The 23,244-nt window shown below is 67.4% G+C and carries 21 protein-coding genes; 10 read left to right on the forward strand and 11 right to left on the reverse strand.

The window, feature by feature from the left end; translation table 11 throughout:
* Nucleotides 1-65 precede the first annotated feature (65 nt).
* The 7 genes from hflX to PT85_RS10155 form a co-directional block, all read right to left on the reverse strand.
* Nucleotides 66-1,367, reverse strand: coding sequence for a ribosome rescue GTPase HflX (gene hflX / locus PT85_RS10125; protein ID WP_039559333.1), 1,302 nt, complete (start codon nucleotides 1,365-1,367; stop codon nucleotides 66-68).
* A 12-nt stretch (nucleotides 1,368-1,379) separates the two neighbouring features.
* Nucleotides 1,380-1,634, reverse strand: coding sequence for an RNA chaperone Hfq (hfq, locus tag PT85_RS10130; protein ID WP_027591741.1), 255 nt, complete (start codon nucleotides 1,632-1,634; stop codon nucleotides 1,380-1,382).
* Nucleotides 1,635-1,724: 90 nt separating this feature from the next.
* Nucleotides 1,725-2,696, reverse strand: a complete 972-nt coding sequence (gene miaA / locus PT85_RS10135; RefSeq protein WP_027591742.1) for a tRNA (adenosine(37)-N6)-dimethylallyltransferase MiaA — start codon at nucleotides 2,694-2,696, stop codon at nucleotides 1,725-1,727.
* A 185-nt stretch (nucleotides 2,697-2,881) separates the two neighbouring features.
* A complete protein-coding gene (gene mutL / locus PT85_RS10140) occupies nucleotides 2,882-4,756 on the reverse strand; it encodes a DNA mismatch repair endonuclease MutL (protein WP_039606583.1) in 1,875 nt (624 codons plus the stop codon).
* Nucleotides 4,753-6,144, reverse strand: coding sequence for an N-acetylmuramoyl-L-alanine amidase (locus PT85_RS10145; RefSeq protein ID WP_027591744.1), 1,392 nt, complete (start codon nucleotides 6,142-6,144; stop codon nucleotides 4,753-4,755). Before PT85_RS10145 ends, mutL begins: the two co-directional genes overlap by 4 nt.
* Nucleotides 6,145-6,164: 20 nt before the next feature.
* Complete coding sequence (tsaE, locus tag PT85_RS10150) at nucleotides 6,165-6,632, reverse strand: tRNA (adenosine(37)-N6)-threonylcarbamoyltransferase complex ATPase subunit type 1 TsaE (RefSeq protein ID WP_039562453.1); 468 nt, start codon at nucleotides 6,630-6,632, stop codon at nucleotides 6,165-6,167.
* Nucleotides 6,620-8,119, reverse strand: coding sequence for a bifunctional ADP-dependent NAD(P)H-hydrate dehydratase/NAD(P)H-hydrate epimerase (locus PT85_RS10155; protein WP_039606584.1), 1,500 nt, complete (start codon nucleotides 8,117-8,119; stop codon nucleotides 6,620-6,622). Before PT85_RS10155 ends, tsaE begins: the two co-directional genes overlap by 13 nt.
* A gap of 57 nt (nucleotides 8,120-8,176) precedes the next feature.
* Between PT85_RS10155 and queG the strand changes: the two genes are divergently transcribed.
* On the forward strand, nucleotides 8,177-9,241 hold the full coding sequence (queG, locus tag PT85_RS10160) for a tRNA epoxyqueuosine(34) reductase QueG (RefSeq protein ID WP_039606585.1): 1,065 nt from the start codon (nucleotides 8,177-8,179) through the stop codon (nucleotides 9,239-9,241).
* Between the two features lie 141 nt (nucleotides 9,242-9,382).
* Here the strand turns inward: queG and orn are convergent, their stop codons facing one another.
* Complete coding sequence (gene orn / locus PT85_RS10165; RefSeq protein WP_039606586.1) at nucleotides 9,383-9,925, reverse strand: oligoribonuclease; 543 nt, start codon at nucleotides 9,923-9,925, stop codon at nucleotides 9,383-9,385.
* Nucleotides 9,926-10,084: 159 nt separating this feature from the next.
* On the opposite strand from orn, the gene rsgA reads away from it, so the two are divergent.
* Nucleotides 10,085-11,104 (forward strand): small ribosomal subunit biogenesis GTPase RsgA, encoded by a 1,020-nt coding sequence (gene rsgA, locus PT85_RS10170; RefSeq protein WP_027591749.1) that lies wholly within the window; start codon nucleotides 10,085-10,087, stop codon nucleotides 11,102-11,104.
* Nucleotides 11,105-11,235: 131 nt separating this feature from the next.
* Here rsgA and motB read toward each other — a convergent pair whose 3' ends face one another.
* The gene (gene motB / locus PT85_RS10175; RefSeq protein WP_039606587.1) at nucleotides 11,236-12,219 is read right to left on the reverse strand and encodes a flagellar motor protein MotB; all 984 of its coding nucleotides are present in this window, start codon (nucleotides 12,217-12,219) and stop codon (nucleotides 11,236-11,238) included.
* 9 nt (nucleotides 12,220-12,228) lie between these two features.
* On the reverse strand, nucleotides 12,229-13,080 hold the full coding sequence (motA, locus tag PT85_RS10180; protein WP_027591751.1) for a flagellar motor stator protein MotA: 852 nt from the start codon (nucleotides 13,078-13,080) through the stop codon (nucleotides 12,229-12,231).
* Between the two features lie 110 nt (nucleotides 13,081-13,190).
* On the opposite strand from motA, the gene PT85_RS10185 reads away from it, so the two are divergent.
* From PT85_RS10185 to PT85_RS10205, 5 genes are all read left to right on the forward strand, one after another.
* Nucleotides 13,191-14,744 (forward strand): HDOD domain-containing protein, encoded by a 1,554-nt coding sequence (locus PT85_RS10185; RefSeq protein WP_039606772.1) that lies wholly within the window; start codon nucleotides 13,191-13,193, stop codon nucleotides 14,742-14,744.
* A 76-nt stretch (nucleotides 14,745-14,820) separates the two neighbouring features.
* Nucleotides 14,821-15,639, forward strand: coding sequence for a rhodanese-like domain-containing protein (locus PT85_RS10190; protein WP_039606588.1), 819 nt, complete (start codon nucleotides 14,821-14,823; stop codon nucleotides 15,637-15,639).
* A gap of 21 nt (nucleotides 15,640-15,660) precedes the next feature.
* Complete coding sequence (asd, locus tag PT85_RS10195) at nucleotides 15,661-16,536, forward strand: archaetidylserine decarboxylase (RefSeq protein WP_039606589.1); 876 nt, start codon at nucleotides 15,661-15,663, stop codon at nucleotides 16,534-16,536.
* A 203-nt stretch (nucleotides 16,537-16,739) separates the two neighbouring features.
* Complete coding sequence (locus tag PT85_RS10200; RefSeq protein WP_039606590.1) at nucleotides 16,740-18,824, forward strand: EAL domain-containing response regulator; 2,085 nt, start codon at nucleotides 16,740-16,742, stop codon at nucleotides 18,822-18,824.
* 90 nt (nucleotides 18,825-18,914) lie between these two features.
* Nucleotides 18,915-19,988, forward strand: a complete 1,074-nt coding sequence (locus PT85_RS10205; RefSeq protein ID WP_027589017.1) for an NAD(P)-dependent alcohol dehydrogenase — start codon at nucleotides 18,915-18,917, stop codon at nucleotides 19,986-19,988.
* Nucleotides 19,989-20,061: 73 nt separating this feature from the next.
* On the opposite strand, the gene PT85_RS10210 is transcribed toward PT85_RS10205, so the two are convergent.
* On the reverse strand, nucleotides 20,062-21,030 hold the full coding sequence (locus PT85_RS10210) for a polyprenyl synthetase family protein (RefSeq protein ID WP_027589018.1): 969 nt from the start codon (nucleotides 21,028-21,030) through the stop codon (nucleotides 20,062-20,064).
* 242 nt (nucleotides 21,031-21,272) lie between these two features.
* Here PT85_RS10210 and rplU point away from each other — a divergent pair, with 242 nt between their 5' ends.
* The 3 genes from rplU (at nucleotide 21,273) to cgtA (ending at nucleotide 23,241) form a co-directional block, all read left to right on the forward strand.
* Nucleotides 21,273-21,584, forward strand: coding sequence for a 50S ribosomal protein L21 (gene rplU, locus PT85_RS10215; protein WP_039562440.1), 312 nt, complete (start codon nucleotides 21,273-21,275; stop codon nucleotides 21,582-21,584).
* A gap of 22 nt (nucleotides 21,585-21,606) precedes the next feature.
* Nucleotides 21,607-21,864, forward strand: coding sequence for a 50S ribosomal protein L27 (gene rpmA, locus PT85_RS10220; RefSeq protein ID WP_027589020.1), 258 nt, complete (start codon nucleotides 21,607-21,609; stop codon nucleotides 21,862-21,864).
* 156 nt (nucleotides 21,865-22,020) lie between these two features.
* Nucleotides 22,021-23,241 (forward strand): Obg family GTPase CgtA, encoded by a 1,221-nt coding sequence (gene cgtA, locus PT85_RS10225; RefSeq protein ID WP_039562433.1) that lies wholly within the window; start codon nucleotides 22,021-22,023, stop codon nucleotides 23,239-23,241.
* Nucleotides 23,242-23,244: the final 3 nt, after the last annotated feature.

Genomic DNA, 23,244 nt, shown 5'->3' on the forward strand with positions numbered 1-23,244 from the left:
CCCGCGGCGCGCCGCTCAATGCTACCGAATGCCGCACGGAGGCGGCAAAGTTGCCCACCCGGGCATTATTGCAAAGTGTGTTGCGCCAGGAATTCGCTCGGCTGCAGCCCCTCGCGACTGACCAGCCGGTTCAGCTCGATGCGCGGCAGGCGCACCGACAGCAGGCTGGCCCCCCGTTCATCGTGGGTTTCTTCCTGCACGGCCCCCAGCTCGAAGAACTGTGCGCGCAGGCGCCCCAGGCGCTGCGGCAGGCACAGGGTACCGACGAACAGATCCTCGCCGAGCAGTTCGGCAATGGTCTGGCGCAGCAGGTCCAGACCTTTCCCCTCGCGGGCCGACAGCCAGACCCGCTGCGGCTTGCCCTCGCCGTCACGCTGGATCTGCGGCTCCACGCCTTCGAGCAGGTCGATCTTGTTGTACACCTCGAGCATGGGCAACTGGTCGGCGCCGATCTCGCCCAGCACGCGCAGGACCTGGTCGATCTGCTGGTCACGCTCCGGTTCATGGGAATCGATCACGTGCAATAACAGGTCGGCGTTGCTGGACTCCTCCAGCGTGGCACGGAACGCCTCCACCAGCTTGTGCGGCAGGTGGCGAATGAAACCTACGGTGTCCGCCAGGATCACCGGCCCGAGATCATCCAGCTCCAGACGCCGCAGGGTCGGATCCAGCGTGGCGAACAACTGGTTGGCGGCATACACCTCGGAGGTGGTCAGGGCGTTGAACAGGGTCGACTTGCCCGCGTTGGTATAACCCACCAGCGAGACCGAGGGGATATCCGCGCGGCGACGGCCGCGCCGCGCCTGCTCGCGCTGGCTGCGCACCTTCTCCAGACGGGACTTGATCTGCCGGATGCGCACCCGCAACAGGCGGCGGTCGGTTTCCAGCTGGGTTTCACCCGGGCCGCGCAGGCCGATACCGCCCTTCTGGCGCTCCAGGTGAGTCCAGCCGCGCACCAGGCGCGTGCTCATGTGCTCCAGCTGGGCGAGCTCCACCTGCAGCTTGCCCTCGTGGGTACGGGCGCGCTGGGCGAAGATGTCGAGAATCAGCCCGGTGCGGTCCAGCACCCGGCACTCGAACTCCCGCTCCAGGTTGCGCTCCTGGCTCGGGGTGAGGGTGTGATTGAAGATGACCAGCTCGACGTCCTCGGCCTTGACCAGGTCGCGAATCTCCTCGACCTTGCCGCTGCCGATCAGGAACTTGGCGCTCGGCTGATGCCGCGACACGCTGACGAATGCCACCGTGTCGGCACCGGCCGAGTTGGCCAGCTCCTGGAACTCCTGCGGGTCTTCACGCGCTTCCGGGTCCTGGCCTTCCAGATGCACCAGAATGGCCCTTTCTCCACCACCAGGGCGCTCGAAGAACAAGATGGACTCCTATCAGGCGTTGCCGGACTCGGCGGTCTCGGACTCGCCGGCATTCGGCAGACGGACCGGGCGGCTCGGCACTACGGTGGAGATGGCGTGCTTGTAGACCATCTGGCTGACGGTGTTCTTCAGCAGGATGACAAACTGGTCGAAGGACTCGATCTGGCCCTGCAGCTTGATGCCATTGACCAGATAGATGGAAACCGGTACGCGTTCCTTACGCAGGGTGTTGAGGTAAGGGTCTTGTAGCGAGTGCCCTTTTGACATTGCAAAACTCCTATCAATGGAAATGAGAACGTAAGCGGGGGATTGCAACGGCTCGGCATCCCCTCGAAGGATAGACAGCATCAGTACGGATCAGCCCAATATGGAGACCGACTCCAGGCATTTCAAGGCGCGTGACAGGTTGTCGCAAGCCTGGCTGTCGAGCCATTGCAGGCCCTGCCAGCCTCGCAACCAGGTGTACTGCCGCTTGGCCAGCTGACGAGTGGCAATGATGCCGCGCTCGACCATATCGGCGCGATCCAGCTGCCCCTCGAGATACTCCCAGACCTGACGGTAGCCCACCGCTCGTATAGACGGCAGCCCGGCGTGCAAGTCACCTCGCTGGCGCAATCGTTCGACTTCTTCGACGAAACCCTGTTCCAGCATGAGATGGAAACGCCGGGCGATACGCTCGTGCAGAACGGAGCGCAGACCCGGCGCGATCGCAAATTGCGCGACAGTATACGGCAAACCGGCCGTCCCGGCGCCGGGCTGCGAAGCATTTTCCAGGGCCTGTCGACGGCGGTGTTCGCTCATGCTCACACCGCTGACGCGGTACACCTCCAGGGCGCGCACCAGCCGCTGCGGGTCATTGGGATGAATGCGCGCGGCGGACTCGGGATCGACGGCGGCCAGTTGGCGATGCAGCTCGGCCAGGCCCAGTTCGGCAGCCTGACGCTCGAGCTCGGCGCGCACCGCAGGGTCGGCGCTGGGCATGTCGGCAAGGCCACCCAGCAATGTCTTGTAATAAAGCATGGTGCCGCCGACCAGCAGCGGAATGCGCCCCCGGGCGGTGATGTCCGCCATGGCCTGCAAGGCATCGACGCGAAACTCGGCGGCCGAGTAGCTTTCCACCGGATCGCGGATATCGATCAGCCGGTGCGGAAACTCGGCGAGCACCTCCGGCTCCGGCTTGGCGGTGCCGATGTCCATGCCCCGGTAAACCAGCGCCGAATCAACGCTGATCAGCTCGACAGGCAGCGCGCGCGCCAGCGCCAGCGCCAGGTCGGTCTTGCCGGCGGCGGTCGGGCCCATGAGGAAGATGGCGGGAGGCAGGGAGGACATCGAGGGACTCACAGCGGATGGCTGCATAGTTTCCAGTTGCCGGCCGCCGGCTGCAAGCGAGCGTGCGCCCAACGCCCACGACACCGCAGCGGCGGCCGGGAAAGCGCCGACCGCCCTACGACCTACCAACTATGCATGGGCTGGTCAACGTGACGCGCTGGCCCGCATGGAGAACCCATGGCCAATTACCTGCCGCGCAGGAACAGCTTGTCCAGGTCGTCCATACCCAGCTGCGTCCAGGTCGGCCGACCGTGGTTGCACTGGCCGCTGCGCTCGGTGTGTTCCATATCGCGCAGCAGGGCGTTCATCTCCGGCACGGTTAGGCGGCGGTTGGCACGCACCGCGCCGTGGCAGGCCATGGTCGCCAGCAGCTCGTTGAGGTGTGCCTGGATGCGGTCGCTGCTGCCGTATTCCAGCAGATCGGCCAGCACGTCGCGCACCAGCTGTCCGGCCTGGGCCTGCTTGAGCAGTACCGGGATCTGGCGGATGGCCAGGCTCTCCGGCCCCAGGCGCTGAAGCTCGAAACCCAGGCGCTGGAACCAGGCATGGTGTTCCTCGGCGCAATCCGCCTCGCGCTGGCTGACCGCCAGGCTTTCCGGCACCAGCAACGGCTGGCCGCGTAACCCCTCGCTGGCCATGGCGGTCTTCAGCCGCTCGTAGGTGATGCGCTCGTGGGCCGCGTGCATGTCCACCAGCACCAGACCCAGGGCGTTCTCGGCCAGGATGTAGACACCCTTGAGCTGGGCCAGGGCGTAGCCCAGCGGGGGAATGTCACCGCTGGATTCCGGCAGCGGCGCCACCTCGGCAGCTGGCAGCGGGGCGAAGTATTCGCGGTAGGCGCCCTGCAGCTCAGCCGCCGGCACCGGCTGCACGCCGCGCGGTGCATAGCCGCCCCCGTTGGCGGGTCGCCAGGCGGGGACGTCGGCGGGCCGCTCCAGCACCGTGGCGGCCAGACTCATTTCCGCCTGCGGGCCGAATTCGCCGGCGTCCAACCCCATGGGGCGGACCATCGGCGCGACAGCGGCCGGTGCAGCCAGCTGATCCTCCGGACGCACCTCGCCCAGGGCGCGGTGCAGGGTGCCGTAGAGAAAGTCGTGAATGGTGCGGCTGTCGCGGAAGCGCACCTCGTGCTTGGTCGGATGCACGTTGACATCCACCGTCGCCGGATCGAGCTCCAGGAACAGCACGAAGGTCGGATGCCGGCCGTTGTAGAGCACATCGCGGTAGGCCTGGCGCACCGCGTGAGCAACCAGCTTGTCGCGCACCATGCGACCGTTGACGTAGAAGTACTGCAGGTCCGCCTGGCTGCGCGAGAAGGTCGGCAGGCCGACCCAGCCCCACAGGCGCAGGCCGTTGCGCTCGATCTCCACCGGCAGAGCCTGCTCCAGGAAGGCCGGCCCGCACACCGCCGCCACGCGGCGCGCACGGGTCTGTGCGTCGGATGCTTCATGCAGCGCCAGCACGCTCTTGCCGTTGTGGCGCAAATGGAAGGCCACATCGAAGCGCGCCAGCGCCAGGCGTCTGATGACTTCCTGCAGGTGCTCGAACTCGGTCTTCTCGGTGCGCAGGAACTTGCGCCGCGCCGGGGTGTTGAAGAACAGGTCGCGCACTTCCACGGTGGTGCCGACCGGATGCGCCGCCGGCTGCACGCGCGCCTCCATGTCACGCCCCTCGGTTTCCACCTGCCAGGCCTGGCCGGCATCGGCGGTGCGCGAGGTCAGGGTCAGGCGCGACACCGAACTGATCGAGGCCAGCGCCTCGCCACGAAAGCCCAGGCTGCTGACCGCTTCCAGATCGTCCAGCTCGCGGATCTTGCTGGTGGCATGGCGCGCCAGGGCCAGCGGCAGGTCGTCGGCCGGAATGCCGCCGCCATCGTCACGCACGCGCAACAGCTTGATACCGCCCTGTTCCACATCCACGTCGATGCGCCGGGCACCGGCATCCAGGCAATTCTCCAGCAGCTCCTTGATCACCGAGGCCGGGCGCTCGACCACCTCACCGGCGGCGATCTGGTTGGCCAGCCGCGGACTGAGCAGCTGGATACGACGAGTTTCACTCATGGCTGCACCGCCAGGCTGGTGGCGGGGATGCGCAGGGACTGGCCAATGCGGATCATGTCGCTATTCAGGTTGTTGGCTCGGCGCAGGCTGGCCAGGCTGACCTGGTAGCGCTGGGCGATCTGCAGCAGGTTCTCACCGGCGCTGACCACGTGGGTGCGCGCGATCGGCGCGGCTTCGGCCAGCAACTTGGCGTCCCGTTCCCAGGCCAGCAGCGTGCCCGGCGGCGGGCTGGCATGGAAGAACTGGCGGATGCCCTGATGAATCGAACGGGCCAGTGCCTGCTGGTGGCTGGACTTCTGCAGCTTGCTGGCCTCGCCCGGATTGGTGATGAAGCCGGTCTCCACCAGAATCGAGGGAATGTCCGGGGACTTGAGCACCATGAACCCGGCCTGTTCCACGCGCCGCTTGTGCAGCGGCGTGACGCGGCCCATCTGCGTCAACACCTTCTGGCCGACATCCAGGCTGGAGGACAGCGAGGCGGTCATCGACAGGTCGAGCAGCACACCGGCCAGCATGGGGTTCTTGTCGTCCAGACTGACGCCACCGTCGCCGCCGATCAGGTCTGAGCGGTTTTCCGTGTCGGCCAGCCAGCGCGCGGTTTCCGAGGTCGCGCCCCGGTCGGACAGGGCGAACACCGACGCCCCGGAGGCCGAGGTGCGCGGTGCGGCATCGGCGTGCACGGAAACGAACAGGTCGGCACCCATCTTGCGGGCGATCTCGGTGCGCTTGCGCAACGGAATGAAATAGTCGCCGGTACGCACCAACTGGGCCTTGAAGCCCTTTTCGGCGTTGATCTGGCGCTGCAGCTCTCGGGCGATGGCCAGCACCACGTCCTTTTCGCGCACGCCGCGCGGCCCCAACGCACCGGGATCTTCGCCGCCATGACCGGCATCGATGGCGATCAGCACGTCGCGCTTTGCGCTTGGCGAGGGGGCCAGCCGGACCGGTGGCACGGCCGCCGCGGTCGCCGTTGCAGCAGGGGTCTCCGGCGCCGCGCCTTCGTCGTACAGGTCCACCACCAGGCGATGGCCGTACTGCTGGTTGGGCGGGAGGGTGAAGCTGCGGGGCGTCACCCGTGCGCCCAGGTCCACGACGATGCGCAGTTCACTGGGCGTGCGCTGGGCGGAACGCAGCCCCTTGATGGGGGTGTTCTCCACGGAGAGCTGGTCCAGCGCAGCCTTCATCTGGCCGGCCGGAATGTCGATCACCAGGCGATCCGGCGCGCTGAGCGTGAACACGCTGTGTTCGGTCGGGCCGCCGAGGTCGAAGACCAGGCGGGTATTGTCCGGAGCCCGCCACAGGCGCACGCCCCGCACCTCGACGGCCATGGCTTCCGCCGTCAGCCCCAGGAGCATCGCAATCCCGACGAACGCAGCGGCGACTCGCATCAGTTTCTCCATCCGCTTGCTCATTCCGGCAGCGCCAGCGCTCGACACCAGGCCTCGCCGCGCGGGCTACGCGGGCTCAGGCGCAGCGCGCGACCGGCTTCATGGGGGGTAATGGTAATGTCCAGGTCCGCCCTTGGCAAAACGCCGGCGCCGCGCTGCGGCCACTCCACCAGGCACAGGGCATCACCGGTGAAGTAGTCGCGAATGCCGAGGAACTCCAGCTCCTCGGGGTCGACCAGGCGGTACAGGTCGAAGTGATAGATGCGCGCCGCGCCCAGCTCATAGGGTTCCACCAGGGTGAAGGTCGGACTCTTGACCGCCCCGGTATGCCCGAAGCCGCGCACGATGCCGCGCGACAGCGTGGTCTTGCCGGCGCCCAGGTCGCCGTGCAGGTAGATCACGCCCCGGCCCTCGCTGACCGTCGCCAGGCGCGCGCCCAGGGCCAGCATGGTCGCTTCGTCGGCGGCATACAGCATCAGTTCAGACATGGGGCATGCTCCTCCAGCACTTCTCGTATGACAGTCATCAGGTCGCGGGCAGCCAGCCCGCGACCGCCGGCGCCGAGCCGGACTCCCGCGCGGGCATGCAGCCAGACACCGAGAGCGGCGGCCTCGAAGGCCTGTAATCCCTGGGCACGCAACGCAGCCAGCAGGCCGGCCAGCACATCGCCGAGCCCGGCGCTGGCCATTGCCGGATGGCCCTGATCGCAGAGCACCAGCCGACCGTCCGGCGCGGCGATCAGGCTGCCGGCCCCCTTGAGCACCACCACGGCGCCGTAGCGCCGGGCCAGTGCCAGCGCCGCTCCGCGACGGTCGGCCAGGATCTCCCGGGTATCGACACCCAACAGCCGCGCCGCCTCGCCGGGATGCGGCGTCAGCAGCGCATCACTCGGCAAACGAGCCGCGCCCGCAGCCAACAGGTTCAGCGCATCGGCATCCCAGACCTGCGGCTTGCCAGAGGCCGCCGCGGCGGACAGCAGGCTACGCCCCCAGGCGCCCTGCCCCAGCCCCGGCCCGACCACCAGCTGACTGGCGCGATCCAGCAACGGCATCAGCTGGTTGGCGGAGGACACGCCGGCGGCCATCACTTCGGGACAACGCGCCAGGGAAGCGGCGGTGTTATCCGGCCGGGTCGCCAGCGATACCAGGCCCGCACCGCTGCGCAAGGCCATTTCCGCCGCGAGCAGGCCGGCGCCGCCGGTGCCGCGTTCGCCGCCCACCACCAGCACATGACCAAAGCGGCCCTTGTGATCGGTGGGCCGACGCGGCGCCAGGCGCGGCACCACCGAGCCATCCAGGCGTTGCGCCAGCCAGGGTGTGGCCGCGACCAGCGCCGCGTCGGCCTGCAGGTCGGCGAAGCGCAGCTCGCCCACCACGTCCGGGCCCACGCCGCTGAACAGGCCGAACTTCAGACCGATGAAGGTCACTGTCAGTTGCGCGCACACCACACTGCCCAGCGCCCGGCCGCTGTCGGCGCACAGACCCGAGGGAATGTCCACGGCGAGAACCGGCAGGCCGCTGGCGTTCATGGCGGCGATGGCGGCGGCATAGGGCTCGCGCACTTCGCCCTGCAGGCCGGTGCCCAGCAGCGCATCGACCAGCACGCCGGCCAGGTTCGCATCGGCCCGCCAGGGCTCGATTGACGCGCCGCCCTGGCGGGCCTCGGCATGCGCCAGCGCGGCATCGCCCCGTAGCTCGGCGGGATCGCACACCGCCAGCACGCGCACCTCAAGTCCGGCACGCACGGCCAGGGCCGCCAGCAGATAACCGTCGCCGGCATTGTTGCCGCGTCCGGCCAGCACGGTCAGTTGCCGGGCATCCGGCCAGCGCTGGCGCAGCGCGCGCCAGGCGGCATGCGCGGCGCGCTGCATCAGTTCGAACCCCGGCGTGCCGGCGGCGATCAGCCGGGCGTCGAGGTCACGCACCTGAGCAGCGGAATAGAGGGGAATGGGCAGTGGGTCGCGAGCGGGTGCCATGGGTAGCTCCGATGTCTGGCAGAATTATACGCATCTTCACCAGCCCGCCGCCCCGCCATGTCCGCCACGTTTCCCGATCTCGACACCCTGGCCCGGTCCATCAAGGACTGGGGCCGCGAGCTGGGCTTCCAGCAGGTAGGCATCGCCGATGTCGACCTCGGCACACATGAGCAATATCTGCAGGACTGGCTGGCCGCCGGCTACCAGGGCGAGATGGACTACATGGCCGCCCACGGTCACAAGCGCTCACGGCCAGCCGAACTGGTGGAAGGCACCCGCCGGGTGATCTCGGTACGCATGGACTACCTGCCCGGCGACACCGGCATGGCCGAACGCCTGGCCGACCCGGAGCAGGCCTATGTATCGCGCTACGCGCTGGGCCGCGACTACCACAAGCTGGTGCGCAAGCGCCTGCAGCAACTGGCCGAGCGCATCCAGGGCGTGGTCGGTCCGTTCGGCTATCGCGCCTTTGTGGACAGCGCACCGGTGCTGGAGAAGGCGGTGGCCCAGCAGGCGGGCCTCGGCTGGATCGGCAAGAACACCCTGCTGCTGAACCGCCAGGCCGGCAGCTGGTTCTTCCTCGGCGAGCTGTTCGTCGACCTGCCACTGCCGATGGACGAGCCCCACAACCGCGAGCACTGCGGCTCCTGCCGGGCCTGCCTGGACATCTGCCCGACCGGCGCGTTCGCCGGGGAACGCTTGCTGGATGCGCGACGCTGCATCTCCTACCTGACCATCGAGCTCAAGGGGGCGATTCCGCTGGAGCTGCGACCGCTGATAGGCAACCGGGTGTTCGGCTGCGACGACTGCCAGCTGGTCTGCCCGTGGAACCGCTTCGCGCGCCCCACTGGCGAAAGCGATTTCCTGCCGCGTCACGACCTGGACAACAGCCAGCTGGCCGCGCTGTTCCGCTGGAGCGAGGAGGAGTTCCTGCAGCGCACCGAGGGCTCGCCACTGCGCCGCGCCGGCTACCAGCGCTGGCTGCGCAACCTGGCGGTGGGGCTGGGCAACGCGCCGAGCACCATCGCGGTGATCGAGGCGCTGGAGCTGCGGCGCGACGACCCGTCGGAGCTGGTGCGCGAGCATGTGGCCTGGGCGCTGGCGCGGCACGGGCGGGGGTAGCGTTCGGACAGCGCAACGCTCGCGGACAAGTCCGCTCCCACAGAAAAGCGGCACCGAGCGCAGGGCTTCAGCCGCGACGCCTTGCAGGCCCGGTCGCGGCTGAAGCCCCCTCCTACGGGAGGCCGCGCCACTTCCGGGCCATCACGCCTTGATGAAATGCTCGCGGTAGTGGCGCAGCTCGGCGATGGATTCGCGGATGTCGTCCAGTGCCAGGTGGCTGCCCTTTTTCTGGAAGCTTTCCTTCACGGCCGGCGCCCACAGGTCGGCGAGGATCTTCAGGGTGGAGACGTCCAGGTTGCGGTAGTGGAAATAGGCTTCCAGGGTCGGCATGTGGCGGTAGAGGAAGCGGCGGTCCTGGCAGATGCTGTTGCCGCAGATCGGCGAGGCACCCTTGGGCACCCATTCCTCCAGGAAGGCCAGGGTCAGCGCCTCGGCCTCGGCGGTTTCGATGCGGCTCTGGCGCACCCGCTGGGTCAGCCCGGACTGGCCATGGGTGCGGGTGTTCCACTCGTCCATGCCGGCGAGGATCGCGTCACTCTGGTGGATGGCGATCACCGGGCCTTCGGCCAGCACGTTGAGCTGGCTGTCGGTGACGATGGTGGCCATTTCGATGATGTGGTCCTTGTCGGGATCCAGACCGGTCATTTCCAGGTCGATCCAGATCAGGTTCTGGGCATTCAGCATGACGGGGCTCCTTGGGTCGGGGCGGCGCAGTCTAGTGGTCCGACCGTCCGAATCAAATACTCCGCTTCCTGACGGCGCTTTGCCAGAACGAATCGTCGCACCCCGGGCGCCCCGGCGCGCCGTGATAGAATGCCGGCCTTTCTCCGACCAGGCTCCAGCATGTCCAAACGCCAACTCTCTCGCCGGCAAAACTGGCGCATCGGCAAGATCCAGGAAGAGCGCGCCGCACGCGCCGCCAAGCGCGAGGAGCGCATGCTCGACGAGCTGGAAGGCGGCGACCTGGGCCCGGAACAGCACGGTCTGGTGATTGCCCATTTCGGCGTGCAGGTGGATGTCGAAGACGGCGACGGGCAGATCTGCCGCTGCCACCTGCGCGCCAACCTGCCCACGCTGGTCACTGGCGACCGGGTGGTGTGGCGTGCCGGCAACCAGGGCCAGGGGGTGATCGTCGCCCAGCTGCCGCGCAGCAGCGAACTGTGCCGGCCGGACAGCCGCGGCCAGCTCAAGCCGGTGGCGGCGAATGTCGATCAGATCGTCATCGTCTTCGCGCCACTGCCGCAGCCGCACGCCAACCTGATCGACCGCTATCTGATCGCCGCCGAGCACGCCGGCATCCGCCCGTTGCTGCTGCTCAACAAGGCCGACCTGCTCGATGAGGACAACGCGGCGTTCATCGACAGCCTGCTGACCACCTATCGGCAGCTCGACTACCCCTTGCTGGAAGTTTCCGCCCACGAAGGCGCCGGTATGGACCAGCTGCGCGCGGCATTGGATGACCGCATCAGCGTGTTCGTCGGCCAGTCGGGGGTGGGCAAGTCGTCGCTGGTCAACAGCCTGCTGCCGGGGGTCGACCTGAAGGTCGGCGCGCTCTCGGAACTGACCGGCAAGGGCACGCACACCACCACCACGGCGCGGCTGTTCCATTTCCCGGAGGGCGGCGACCTGATCGACTCGCCCGGCATCCGCGAATTCGGTCTGGGCCATGTCAGCCGCGACGATGTGGAAGCCGGCTTCATCGAGTTCCGCGAACTGCTCGGTCGCTGCCGCTTCCGCGACTGCCGCCACGACCGGGAACCGGGTTGCGCCCTGCTGCAGGCGCTGGAGGAAGGACGCATCCAGCCGCAGCGACTGGCCAGCTACCGGCACATCATCGCCAGCCTGCCGGAACGCGAGTACTAAAGGGATCTAGGGTGGTCAGCGCCTGCGCTGGCCACCAGCGGGCCTGCGCGGCCCGCATGGCGGATCGGCAAGGCGTGATCCACCCTACGGGCTGGCTGCGGGCCCACGCGAAAACCGGGCGTCGCGGCGGTTCATTGCCGCTTCAGTTCATCCATCTTCAGCGGGCCGTCGCGGAACAGGTCCATGCGCTGCTTCACCTCCTCGGCCGGCACCGGCGGCGGCGGCGTCTCCTGCGGCGCAGGGAGGCGGCCACCCGAGCCATCCGGCTCGCCTTCCATCGCCCGCTGCGCCTTACGGGTCAGCACCACGATATCGATGCGGCGGTTGGCCGGACTGTAGGGATCGGCGCGGTTGTACAGCGCCGCTGAGGCGTAACCGACCACCTGGGCAACGTTCTCCTCCGGATAGCCACCGGCCACCAGCGCCCGGCGGGCGGCGTTGGCGCGCAGGGTGGACAGCTCCCAGTTGCCCTCGAAACCGCGCGCCGCCGAGTACTGACGAGCATCGGTATGGCCGCTGAGGGTGATCTTGTTCGGCACGGTGACCAGAGTGTCGCCCAGGGCCAGCAGGATGTCCTCGAAGTACTCTTCCATGCGGTCGCTGCCCAGGGCGAACATCGGGCGATTCTCCGAATCCATGATCTGGATGCGCAGCCCATCGCGGGTGCTCTCGATCAGGATCTGGTCCTTGAAACGCTGCAGCTCGGAGCTTTCCTCGATGACGTTCTGCAGCTCCAGGCGCAGCATTTCCAGACGCTCGAAATCCAGCTCGGCGGACAGGTTGCTGATCTCGTCGACGTCCACCGGATTGCTCAGTCCCTCGCTGAGCGGACCGTTCAGCTCGACGTTCTGGGTGCGATCCGGCGCCGGGTGCGGCGAGCCGCCCAGGTCGATGACGTGCTTGCTGGTCGAGCCGCTGAAGCCGATCGGGTCCTTGAAGTAGCCGGAGATGATCGCCCGCTGCAGCGGCGTGGACACCGACATCAGCCAGAGCACCAGGAAGAACGCCATCATGGCGGTCATGAAGTCGGCCAGGGCGATCTTCCAGGAGCCACCGTGATGGCCGCTGTCATAGCGCTTGATGCGCTTGATGATGATGGGCTGGTTGTTTTCCATCGCCTGTCATCAGCTCCCGCGCATCGCCTGTTCCAGCTCCTGGAAGCTGGGCCGATGCCCCGGCAGCAGCACCTTGCGTCCGAACTCCACCGCCAGGGTCGGCGGCAGGCCGGAGGCCGAGGCGATCAGGCTGGCCTTGATGGCCTCGTAGACGTTCAGCTCCTCGCGGGCGTCCTGCTCCAGGCACACCGACAGCGGGCCGATGAAGCCGTAGGCGGCCAGGATGCCAAGGAAGGTACCCACCAGCGCCGCCGCCACGCTTTCACCGATGCGCGCCTGTTCGGCTTCGCCGAGCAGGGCCATGGTCATCACAATGCCCAGCACTGCGGCGACGATACCGAAGCCCGGCAGCGCGTCGGCCACCTTGCCCACCGAGTGGGAGGGGTGGTGCAGCTCTTCCTTGAGGCTGGCCAGCTCCATTTCGAAGAGGTTTTCCAGCTCGTGAGCGGCCATGTTGCCGCTGGTCATGATGCGCAGGTAGTCGCAGATGTACGCCACCATGCGCTCGTCGTTCAGCACGCTGGGATACTTGGCGAAGATGGGACTTTCGTGGGGTTCCTCGATGTCGCCCTCGATGGCCATCATGCCTTCACGCCGGCTCTTGGTGAGGATGTCGTAGATCAGCCGCAGCACTTCCAGGTAATAGGCCCGGTTGTAGCGCGAGCTGAACATGCGCAGCGATTTCTTGATGATGCGCCACGAGTTGTGGCCACGGTTCGACTGGATGAACGCGCCCAGCGCCGCACCACCGATGATGATCAGCTCGAACGGATGGATCAGCGCCATGATCTTGCCGCCCGCGAGCGCGAAGCCGCCCAGCACGCTGCTGAATACGACGAGAATACCGATGATTTTTGCCATGACTGAAGACTACGAATCCTGGAGGAAGCGGACGACCGGTTATGCCCTAGTGGTTATCGGCGCCCTTCAGGCAAACTGAAGGCGAATTTTTCAGGTACGCGCCAATGCCCATGCCAGACCCTTCCGCGCCGCCCCGCAGCCTCGACGCCTGGCTTGAACGCCTGGACGCGACGAGCCTGCCCATTTCCGACCGGCAACGCGAGCAGTTGCACCGCGAACTGCGCCGTGGCGACCGTCCGCTGCGCATCATCGCCCAGCGACTGCAGACCTGTCCGGCCCTGACCCTGGCCCTCTTGCGCGAAGCCAATCGCCACGCACCCGGCCCGCTGGGCAGTGACAGCGAGCACCTGGAAAGCGCCCTGGTACGCCTCGGCCTGAGTCGCGCCGCGACCATCCTGCAGGAACTTCCGGAACGCAACGCGACCACCCTGCCGCCGGCCCTGATCCAGTTGCTGCTGATCAGCCAGCACGCCCAACACCAGGCCGCCGGCCTGTTCGCCACCCGCATGGCGCGCCTGGAGGGCGAAATTCTCTGCGCCAGCCTGCTGTTCCTGGCGCCGTTCTGGGCGCTGGCCCAGGCCTTCCCCGACCTGCTGCAACGCTGGGAAGCGCGTGTGATCGGCGAGCACCAGCCGGCCCGCACGGTGGAACAGGATCTGTTCGGCGTGCCGCTGGTGGAACTGGGCCTGGCGCTGGCCCGGCGCTGGCGGCTGCCCGAGGCGGTGATCCTCGGCTACCAGGCGCTGGGCCAGGAGCGCGACGCCCTGATCCGTTGCCTGCGCCTGGCACGGCGGCCCGGCACGCACCCGCTGCAGCGCCTGCAGGACGAGGACTCCGAGCAGTTGCGCTGGCTGACCCGCCCCAGCCACAGCGCCCTGTTCGCCAACGCCCTGGCGCTGGCCGCCCACAGCGCCTGGGACGATGCCCGCAGCCTGCGCTGGCAGCGACTGACGGCGCTCTATCTCGACCTGCCCCTGGCGCGCGTGCAGACGCAGATTCACGGCCTGGCGGCGGACAGCGCCCGCCTGCTGCCGGCGGGCCCGGCCTGGCACCCGACCCAGGCGCTGCTCTGGCCGGCAGGCAGCCGCAGGCCGCCACCCCCTGAGCCGCCCTCGCTGCTTTCCAGCTTCTTCCGCCCGGAACAATGGAGCCGCCTGTGCGAGCGTTTCAGCCAGCAGCCGAGCGCCTTCGCCAATCTGCCACACCTGCTCGCCAGCGCCGCGCAAGCCCTGGAACTGTGCGGGCTGCAGCGCTTCGCCCTGCTCTGTACGGACCGCCAGGGCCAGTTGATCGCCCTGCATCAGCAAGGCCTGCCGCCCCGCACGCCCCGCCTGAAGGCCGACCCGGGGCATTGGCCGCTGTTGCCGCAACTGATTGCGCAATCGGTGCTGGTGCACGTCTCGCCGCAGCGCAACGCCGGGCTGTGTCGCAAGCTGCCGCCGGCCATCCGCGAACAGTTCGATGGGCGCCACATGGTCATGCGCGGCTTCGATCTGGGCGGACGCAACGGCCTGGTGCTGTTCGGCGACCAGCACGGCATGCCCTTCTCGGATCGCCAGCTGGAGCTGCTGGAGAAGACCGCACGGGTGATCGAGCGGGGCACGCTGGCCTTCGGTCGGCGCGGCGCGCCAGCCACTGCGGCAGCCGTACCGCCGGCGCCCTGACCGTCTCGTCGGCGGGCCCACTGCCGTACGGGCGGCTTTTCGCTACAATCGCCCGCCCTTTTCCTGGAGAGCCGCCGTGAGCGACGTCTTTTCCGAACTGCCGCTGGTGATCGAACCGTCGGACCTGCTGCCGCGCCTGTCGGCGCCCGAGCTGATCCTGGTCGACCTGACCAGCAGCGCCCGCTATGCAGAGGGTCATATTCCCGGCGCTCGCTACATCGACCCCAAGCGCACTCAGCTTGGCCAGCCGCCGGCGCCCGGCCTGCTGCCGCCCCGCGAGCATCTGGAAGAGCTGTTCGGCGATCTCGGCCACCGGCACGGTGCGGTCTACGTGGTGTACGACGACGAAGGCGGCGGCTGGGCCGGCCGCTTCATCTGGCTGCTGGACATCATTGGCCAGCGCCGTTACCACTACCTGAATGGCGGCCTGCATGCCTGGCTGACCGCCGGCCTGCCGCTCAGCCACGACGTCCCGCCGCGCGCCGGCGGCCCGGTGCAGCTGCGCCTCGACGAGACACCCATCGCCAGCCTCGACTACCTGCAGAGCCGCCTGGGCGCCGACGACCTGGTGATCTGGGACGCCCGTTCGCCCGCCGAATACCGGGGCGAGAAGGTGCTGGCTGCCAAGGGTGGGCACATCCCGGGGGCGGTGAACTACGAATGGACCGCCGGGATGGATGGCGCGCGTGCCCTGCGCATTCGTGCGAACATCGCCGAGCAGCTGCTGGCGCTGGGCATCACCCCGGACAAGGAAATCATCACCCACTGCCACACCCATCACCGCTCGGGCTTCACCTATCTGGTGGCCAAGGCGCTCGGCTACCCGCGCGTCAAAGGCTATGCCGGCTCCTGGTCGGAATGGGGCAACCATCCCGACACGCCCGTCGAACTCTAGGCTCAGACCCAAGGAACCTTCATGTCCTTCAAAGACCGCCTGTTCATCCTCACTCAGTACCTGACGCCCCATCACCTGCTGTCGCGCCTGGCCGGCTGCCTGGCCGAATGCCGGATCGGCTGGGTGAAGAGCACTTTCATCCGCCGTTTCGCTGAGCACTTCCAGGTGGACATGAGCCAGGCCCAGGTCGAGGACCTGAACGCCTACGCCCATTTCAACGATTTCTTCACCCGCGCCCTGAAGGAAGGCGCCCGCCCGCTGGACACGACGCCCGGCGCCATCCTCTGCCCAGCCGACGGCACCGTCAGCCAGCTCGGCGCGATCACCGACGGGCGCATCTTCCAGGCCAAGGGCCACAGCTTCAGCGCGCTGGAGCTGCTGGGCGGCGACGCCGAGCGCGCCGCGCCGTTCATGGGTGGCCAGTTCGCCACCGTCTACCTGTCGCCGCGCGACTATCACCGCGTGCACATGCCGCTGGGCGGCACCCTGCGCGAGATGGTCTACGTGCCCGGTCGACTGTTCTCGGTCAACCAGACCACCGCGGAAAACGTACCCGAGCTGTTCGCCCGCAACGAGCGCGTGGTCTGCCTGTTCGACACCGAGCGCGGGCCGATGGCCGTCGTGCTGGTCGGCGCCATGATCGTCGCAAGCATCGAAACGGTCTGGGCCGGCCTGGTCACGCCGCCCAAGCGTGCGCTGAAGAGCTTCCGCTATGACGAGGCGGCCCGCGCACCCATCAGCCTGGAGAAAGGCGAGGAAATGGGCCGCTTCAAGCTGGGCTCGACCGCCATCGTGCTGTTCGGACCCAACCAGGTCGACTGGGACGAACAACTGGCCGCCCTCAGCCCCGTGGTCATGGGTCAGCGACTGGGCATGGCGCACGACGGCGCCCAGTAAGCCTGCCGGGCCGGGTTCATCCCGGCCCACCCCAGCCAGCCCGATTCCGCGCGGCCGACATAACGCCTCCCCACCCGGCCTGCCGCACCCCAAGCGACCCACGTCACAGCTTCGGCCGGGCGTTTTGACGCGCCGCGCGCCGCGCCGCAAGATTCCGGGCACACCCTCCAGCGTTATTCGCCCGCCCGGGCCGCGTCCTCTCCATGACCATCGACAAGAAGACCATTCGCCTGCTGCTGCTCGAAGACTCGCAAAACGAGGCCGAGCGCCTGGTCAGCCTGTTTCGCAACGCCGGGCGCGCCACCCGCGTGCAGCGCTTGACCTCGGCCGAAGACCTGCAAAGCACCCTGCAACAGACCTGGGACCTGCTGATCTGCGCACCCAGCAGCCAGCTGCTGCCTCCCGAGGAGGTGGTGCACGCCATTCGCCGCCAGGCCAAGGACCTGCCGATCATCCAGTTGGTGCCCGCCGGCATGCCGACCCGCGACATCAGCGACGCGATTGTCGAGGCCATGAGCCTGGGCGCTCAGGATGCCCTGCCGCAGGGCGAGGACGAACGCCTGATGCGCGTCGCCGAGCGCGAACTGGCCAACCTGGAGGAGCGTCGCGCCCGCCGCGCCGCGGAAGTGGCGCTGCACGAGGCGGAGAAGCGCTGCCAACTGCTGCTCGACAGCTCAGTGGATGCCATCGCCTACGCGCATGACGGCATGCATATCTATGCCAACCGCGCCTACCTGGAGCTGTTCGGCTATGCCGACGCCGACGAGCTGGAAGGCATGCCGATGATCGACCTGATCGGTGCCAGCGATCAGAGTGCCTTCAAGGACTTCCTCAAGGGCTACCAGAGTGGCAATGGCCGCAGCGAACTCAACTGTGGCGGCGTGCGCACGGATGGCGAGACGTTCCGCGCCCGCATGCATTTTTCCCCGGCCAGCTATGACGGCGAGCCCTGCATTCAGGTGGTGATCCGCCGTGATGCAGACAACGCCGAGCTGGAGGAGCGGTTGCGCGAGGCGAGCACCCTCGACCCGCTGACCGGCCTGTACAACCGCCCGCATTTCCTGGAGCTGATGGATGCCGCCGCCGAGCGCGCGGTGAATGCCGGCCAGCCGTCCGCCCTCGCCTACCTGCAACTGAACCACTACGCCCAGTTGCTCAGCGAACTGGGTGTCACCGACATCGGCCTGCTGCTGACCGAGCTGGCGCGCTGGCTGCCCGGCCAGTTGCCCGCCGAGGCGTACCTGGCGCGCTTCAGCGACGAGGTCTTCACCGTCCTGTACACCGGGCACACTCCGGAGCAGCTGCAGACGCCGCTGGAGGCGCTGCTCAAGCGCCTGGAGGGCCACCTGTTCGACATCCACGGCCGCAGCGTGCAGGCCAGCCTGGGCATCGGCCTCGCCGGCCTGAGCGAAAAGACCGCCCGCGCCCAGGACGTGATCGACCGTGCCCACCGTTGCGCCGACAGCCTGGAGGGACGCGCCGGCCTCAAGCTGCACGACCCGACCGAGGAGCTGGCCGCCGAAGCCAGCCGCGGCAACCTGGAGGCCATGGTGCGCCAGGCACTGGATAGCAACGGTTTCCGGCTGCTGTTCCAGCCGATCATCAGCCTGCGCGGCGACACCCAGGAGCACTACGAAGTGCTGTTGCGACTGGCCTCGCCCCAGGGGGAGGAACTGTCGCCGCCGGACTTCCTGGACGCCGCCCGCCAGGCCGGACTGGCGGTACGGATCGACCGCTGGGTACTGCTCACGGCGGTCAAACAGCTGGTCGAGCACCTGGCCAAGGGACACAGCACGCGCCTGTTCATCCACCTGAGCGATGCCAGCCTGCAGGACCCCGGCCTGCTGCCCTGGCTCACCACGGTGCTCAAGGCCGCACGCCTGCCCGCCGACAGCCTGGTGCTGCAACTGCGCGAAACCGATGCCGTCAGCTACCTCAAGCAGGCCAAGGCGCTGGCCGAAGGGCTGCACGCGTTGCACTGCAAGGTCGCCCTGGTGCAGTTCGGCTGCGCGCTCAACCCGCTCAACACCCTGCGCCACCTGGCTGCCGACTACGTCAAGCTGGACGCTTCCTTCACGCGCGAGCTCGGCCAGCCGGAGCAGCTTGAAGGCATCAAGACCCTGCTGGCCGGCCTGCATGCCCAGAACCGCCTGAGCATCATGCCCGCAGTGGAAACCGCCAGCGCGCTGTCCAGCCTCTGGCAGGCCGGGGTGAACTATATCCAGGGCCATTACCTGCAGAGCCCGGCTGCCACCATGAACTACGACTTCGCGGCCGGCGAGGAGTAACCGCCCGGCGCGCGACAATGCACCGCCGCGACCGGGGGCCATTCCTGGGACTAGAGTGTCCTGACACTCTTCCCTACCCAGGAGCGTGCCATGGCCATGATGAAAGCCGCCGTGTTCGTCGAACCCGGCCGCATCGAACTGCAGGAAAAACCCATCCCAGAGGTCGGCCCCAACGACGCGCTGCTGCGCATCACGACCACCACCATCTGCGGCACCGACGTCCACATCCTCAAGGGTGAATACCCGGTGGCGCGCGGCCTGACCATCGGCCACGAACCGGTCGGCATCATCGAGAAGCTGGGCAGCAACGTGAAGGGCTATCAGGAAGGCCAGCGGGTGATTGCCGGCGCAATCTGCCCGAGCTTCACTTCCTACGCCTGCCAGGACGGCGTGCCGAGCCAGGACGGCGGCTGCAGCTGCCATGGCTACAAGCCGATGGGCGGCTGGCGCTTCGGCAACAGCATCGATGGCGTGCAGGCTGAATATGCGCTGGTGCCCGATGCACAGGCCAACCTCGCACCAATACCGGACGGCCTCAGCGACGAGCAGGTGCTGATGTGCCCGGACATCATGTCCACTGGTTTCGCCGGCGCCGAGGCGGCCCATATCCGTATCGGCGACATCGTCGCGGTATTCGCCCAGGGGCCGATCGGCCTGTGTGCCACCGCCGGTGCGCGCTTGCGTGGCGCCAGCACCATCATCGTGGTGGACGGCGTGGACCAGCGCCTGGAAGTCGCCCGCCGCATGGGCGCCGACGTGACGCTGAACTTCCGCAACGTCGACGTGGTAGACGAGATTCTGAAACTGACCGGCGGGCGTGGCGTGGACGCGTCCATCGAGGCGCTGGGTACCCAGACCACCTTCGAGCAGGCGCTGCGGGTGCTCAAGCCCGGCGGCACGCTGTCCAGCCTGGGGGTCTATTCCCAGGACCTGAGCATTCCACTGGGCGCCTTCCATGCCGGCCTGGGCGACCACAAGATCATCACGTCGCTATGCCCGGGCGGCAAGGAACGCATGCGCCGGCTGCTCAATGTGGTGGCCTCCGGCCGGGCGGACTTCGGCGCGCTGGTCACCCATCACTACCGGCTGGACGACATCGTCGAGGCCTACGACCTGTTCTCCCACCAGCGCGACGGCGTGTTGAAGGTGGCGATAAAACCCTGAGTTCCTTGAGCGGTCGGTGTTTTTCCGGCCGCCGTTGGGGGGGGGGGGGGGCGACGCCAGACGTCACCTGGCCTCAGTGGGTACGGGCGACCGCGAAGCGGGTCAGTTCTTCCAGGGCCTGGCGATGCTCGGAATCCGGCAGCACCTCCAGGCAGGCAATGGCACGATCGGCATACTCGCGGGCCAGCCTGGCGGTGTAGTCCAGCGCGCCGGCGGCTTCCACGGCCTCGCGGATGCGCTCCAGGTCCTCGATGCCGCCCTTCTGGATAGCCTGGCGCACCAGCGCGGCCTGTTCGGCGTTGCCTTCGCGCATGGTGTAGATCAGCGGCAGGGTCGGCTTGCCTTCGGCCAGATCGTCGCCGACATTCTTGCCCAGGGTTTCGGCGTCGCCCTTGTAGTCCAGCAGGTCGTCGACCAGCTGGAAGGCGATGCCCAGGTTGTCGCCGAACTGGCGCAGCGCTTCAGCCACGTCCGCCGGGGTCTGGGTCAGCACGGCCGCGCTGTGGGTCGAGGCCTCGAAGAGCATCGCGGTCTTGCCGCGGATGACTTCCATGTAGGTTTCTTCGGTGGTGCTGGCGTCGCGCACCTTGGACAGCTGCAGCACTTCGCCTTCGGCGATCACCCGGGTGGCCTGGGAGATGATGCGCATCACCGGCATGGAGCCCAGCGTGACCATCATTTCGAACGAGCGCGCATACAGGAAGTCGCCGACCAGCACGCTGGGCGCGTTGCCCCACAGCGCGTTGGCGGTGGAACGGCCACGGCGCATGCCGGACATGTCCACCACATCGTCATGCAGCAGGGTCGAGGTATGCAGGAACTCGATGATCGCCGCCAGCAGGCGCAGATCGTCCTGGCGGTAACCGAGGGCGCGCCCGGCGAGCAGGACCAGCAGCGGGCGCAGGCGCTTGCCGCCGGCCGAGATGATGTAGTCGCCGATCTTTTCCACCAGGGGAACGCGCGAGCTGAGTTGCTGGCGGATGATCTCGTCGACGGCGGCGAAATCGTCCGCTACCACGCGATGGAAAAGTTGCGGTTGCACGGCGTATCTCACACTTGCAGGATTGCGCGGCATGCTAGGGGCCGCCCCAGACACTGTCAAGGCGAGGCCCCGCGCCGCTTGCGCCGTCTGGGTGCCTTGCGTACAATCGCGCACCCTGAACTTTCCTGGGCAATTTCCCTGCCTTACGCAAATGCTCGGCGACCCTTCGAACCCGAGCAGCCATGCCAGCCAATACCTCCTCCTATAAAGCGCTGGGTGAGCAGGATCAACGGAGATATTCCATGTACGCTGTAATCGTTACCGGTGGCAAACAATACAAGGTCGCCGAAGGTGAATTCCTGAAGGTCGAGAAGCTGGAAGTCGCCACTGGCGAATCCATCAGCTTCGACCGCGTGCTGCTGGTCGGCAACGGCGACGACGTCAAGATCGGCGCTCCGGTCGTAGAAGGCGCCAAGGTGACTGCTGAAGTCATCGGCCAGGGCCGTCATGACAAGGTGACCATCATCAAGTTCCGTCGCCGCAAGCACCACATGAAGCGCCAGGGCCACCGTCAGTGGTTCACCGAAATCAAGATCACTGGCATTCAGGCCTGATCCCTTTAGGAGGATTTGACTCATGGCACACAAAAAAGCTGGCGGTTCTACCCGCAACGGCCGCGACTCAGAAAGCAAGCGCCTTGGCGTGAAGCTGTTCGGCGGCCAGGCTGTCAAGGCCGGCAACATCATCGTGCGTCAGCGCGGCACCCAATACCACGCTGGCTACGGCGTGGGCATCGGCAAGGATCACACCCTGTTCGCGAAAGTGGACGGTGCGATCAAGTTCGAAGTGAAGGGCGCCTTCGGCCGTCGCTACGTGAGCGTCGTGACTGCCTAAGTCCGCGCTTGCTGAAAAAGCCCCGTCCGTGCGACGGGGCTTTTTTGTTTCTGTATCCTAGTGGCCGCTGGGAGCCTGTCGGACGTTCGACAGGCCCTCAGGCCCTGGGCTGATTCACCCGATTCATACTGCCCGCCCACGGGCGGGAGGCGCTCCATGAAATTCGTCGATGAAGTATCGATCTCTGTAAAGGCCGGCGACGGCGGCAATGGCATGATGAGCTTCCGCCGCGAGAAGTTCATCGAAAAGGGCGGCCCCAACGGCGGTGACGGGGGCGACGGCGGCTCCGTGTACCTGGAAGCCGTGGAAAACTTCAACACCCTGGTGGACTACCGCTATACCCGCCGCTTCCAGGCCCAGAATGGCCAGAAGGGCGGCAGCACCGACTGCACCGGCGCCAAGGGCGAGGATCTGATCCTGCCGGTACCGATCGGCACCACGGTGATCGACGCCAACACCCAGGAAATCATTGGCGACCTCGTCAAGGCGGGGCAACGCCTGCTGGTCGCTCAGGGCGGCTGGCACGGCCTGGGCAACACCCGCTTCAAGTCGAGCACCAACCGCGCGCCGCGCCAGACCACGCCCGGCAAGCCCGGCGAATCCCGCGACCTCAAGCTGGAGCTCAAGGTGCTGGCCGATGTCGGCCTGCTCGGCCTGCCCAACGCCGGCAAGAGCACCTTCATCCGCGCAGTGTCCGCCGCCAAACCGAAGGTCGCCGACTACCCCTTCACCACCCTGATCCCCAACCTGGGCGTGGTCAGCGTGGCCCGCTACAAGAGCTTCGTGGTCGCCGACATTCCCGGCCTGATCGAAGGTGCGTCGGAGGGCGCCGGCCTGGGCATCCGCTTCCTCAAGCACCTGGCGCGCACCCGCCTGCTGCTGCACCTGGTGGACATCGCCCCGCTGGATGAGAGCGACCCGGCTGACGCCGCCGAGACGATTCTCAACGAACTGGGCAAGTTCAGCCCGGCGCTGCTGGAGCGTGAACGCTGGCTGGTGCTGAACAAGGCCGACCAGATCCTCGACGAGGAGCGCGAGGAGCGTCTGAAGCACATCGTCGAGCGCCTGGACTGGAAGGGCCCGGTCTACGTGATCTCCGCGCTGGAGAGCGAAGGCACCGACGCGCTGAGCAAGGACATCATGCGCTACCTGGACGAGCGCGATCAGCGCATCGCCGAGGATCCGGAGTACGCCCAGGCGCTGGAAGAGCTCAACCAGCGTATCGAGGACGAGGCGCGCGCCCGCCTGCAGGCACTGGACGACCGCCGCGCCCTGCGCCGCGCCGGCCTGAAGAGCGTCGACGACGTGGACGACGACGATTTCGACGATTACGAGGACGACGAGGACGGTCCGGAAATCATCTACGTCAGGGACTGACGA

This window comes from Pseudomonas flexibilis (genome assembly GCF_000806415.1).
GTDB classification, from domain to species: domain Bacteria; phylum Pseudomonadota; class Gammaproteobacteria; order Pseudomonadales; family Pseudomonadaceae; genus Serpens; species Serpens flexibilis.

Coding starts and splice junctions, on each gene's coding strand:
- PT85_RS10200 (WP_039606590.1), top strand. CDS start 16,740: ATGACCATCGACAAGAAGACCATTCGCCTGCTGCTGCTCGAAGACTCG.
- motB (WP_039606587.1), bottom strand. CDS start 12,219: ATGGAAAACAACCAGCCCATCATCATCAAGCGCATCAAGCGCTATGAC.
- mutL (WP_039606583.1), bottom strand. CDS start 4,756: ATGAGTGAAACTCGTCGTATCCAGCTGCTCAGTCCGCGGCTGGCCAAC.
- miaA (WP_027591742.1), bottom strand. CDS start 2,696: ATGTCCTCCCTGCCTCCCGCCATCTTCCTCATGGGCCCGACCGCCGCC.
- PT85_RS10205 (WP_027589017.1), top strand. CDS start 18,915: ATGGCCATGATGAAAGCCGCCGTGTTCGTCGAACCCGGCCGCATCGAA.
- hfq (WP_027591741.1), bottom strand. CDS start 1,634: ATGTCAAAAGGGCACTCGCTACAAGACCCTTACCTCAACACCCTGCGT.
- PT85_RS10155 (WP_039606584.1), bottom strand. CDS start 8,119: ATGGCACCCGCTCGCGACCCACTGCCCATTCCCCTCTATTCCGCTGCT.
- motA (WP_027591751.1), bottom strand. CDS start 13,080: ATGGCAAAAATCATCGGTATTCTCGTCGTATTCAGCAGCGTGCTGGGC.
- asd (WP_039606589.1), top strand. CDS start 15,661: ATGTCCTTCAAAGACCGCCTGTTCATCCTCACTCAGTACCTGACGCCC.
- queG (WP_039606585.1), top strand. CDS start 8,177: ATGTCCGCCACGTTTCCCGATCTCGACACCCTGGCCCGGTCCATCAAG.
- tsaE (WP_039562453.1), bottom strand. CDS start 6,632: ATGTCTGAACTGATGCTGTATGCCGCCGACGAAGCGACCATGCTGGCC.
- rpmA (WP_027589020.1), top strand. CDS start 21,607: ATGGCACACAAAAAAGCTGGCGGTTCTACCCGCAACGGCCGCGACTCA.
- PT85_RS10145 (WP_027591744.1), bottom strand. CDS start 6,144: ATGCGAGTCGCCGCTGCGTTCGTCGGGATTGCGATGCTCCTGGGGCTG.
- rplU (WP_039562440.1), top strand. CDS start 21,273: ATGTACGCTGTAATCGTTACCGGTGGCAAACAATACAAGGTCGCCGAA.
- PT85_RS10185 (WP_039606772.1), top strand. CDS start 13,191: ATGCCAGACCCTTCCGCGCCGCCCCGCAGCCTCGACGCCTGGCTTGAA.
- orn (WP_039606586.1), bottom strand. CDS start 9,925: ATGCTGAATGCCCAGAACCTGATCTGGATCGACCTGGAAATGACCGGT.
- cgtA (WP_039562433.1), top strand. CDS start 22,021: ATGAAATTCGTCGATGAAGTATCGATCTCTGTAAAGGCCGGCGACGGC.
- rsgA (WP_027591749.1), top strand. CDS start 10,085: ATGTCCAAACGCCAACTCTCTCGCCGGCAAAACTGGCGCATCGGCAAG.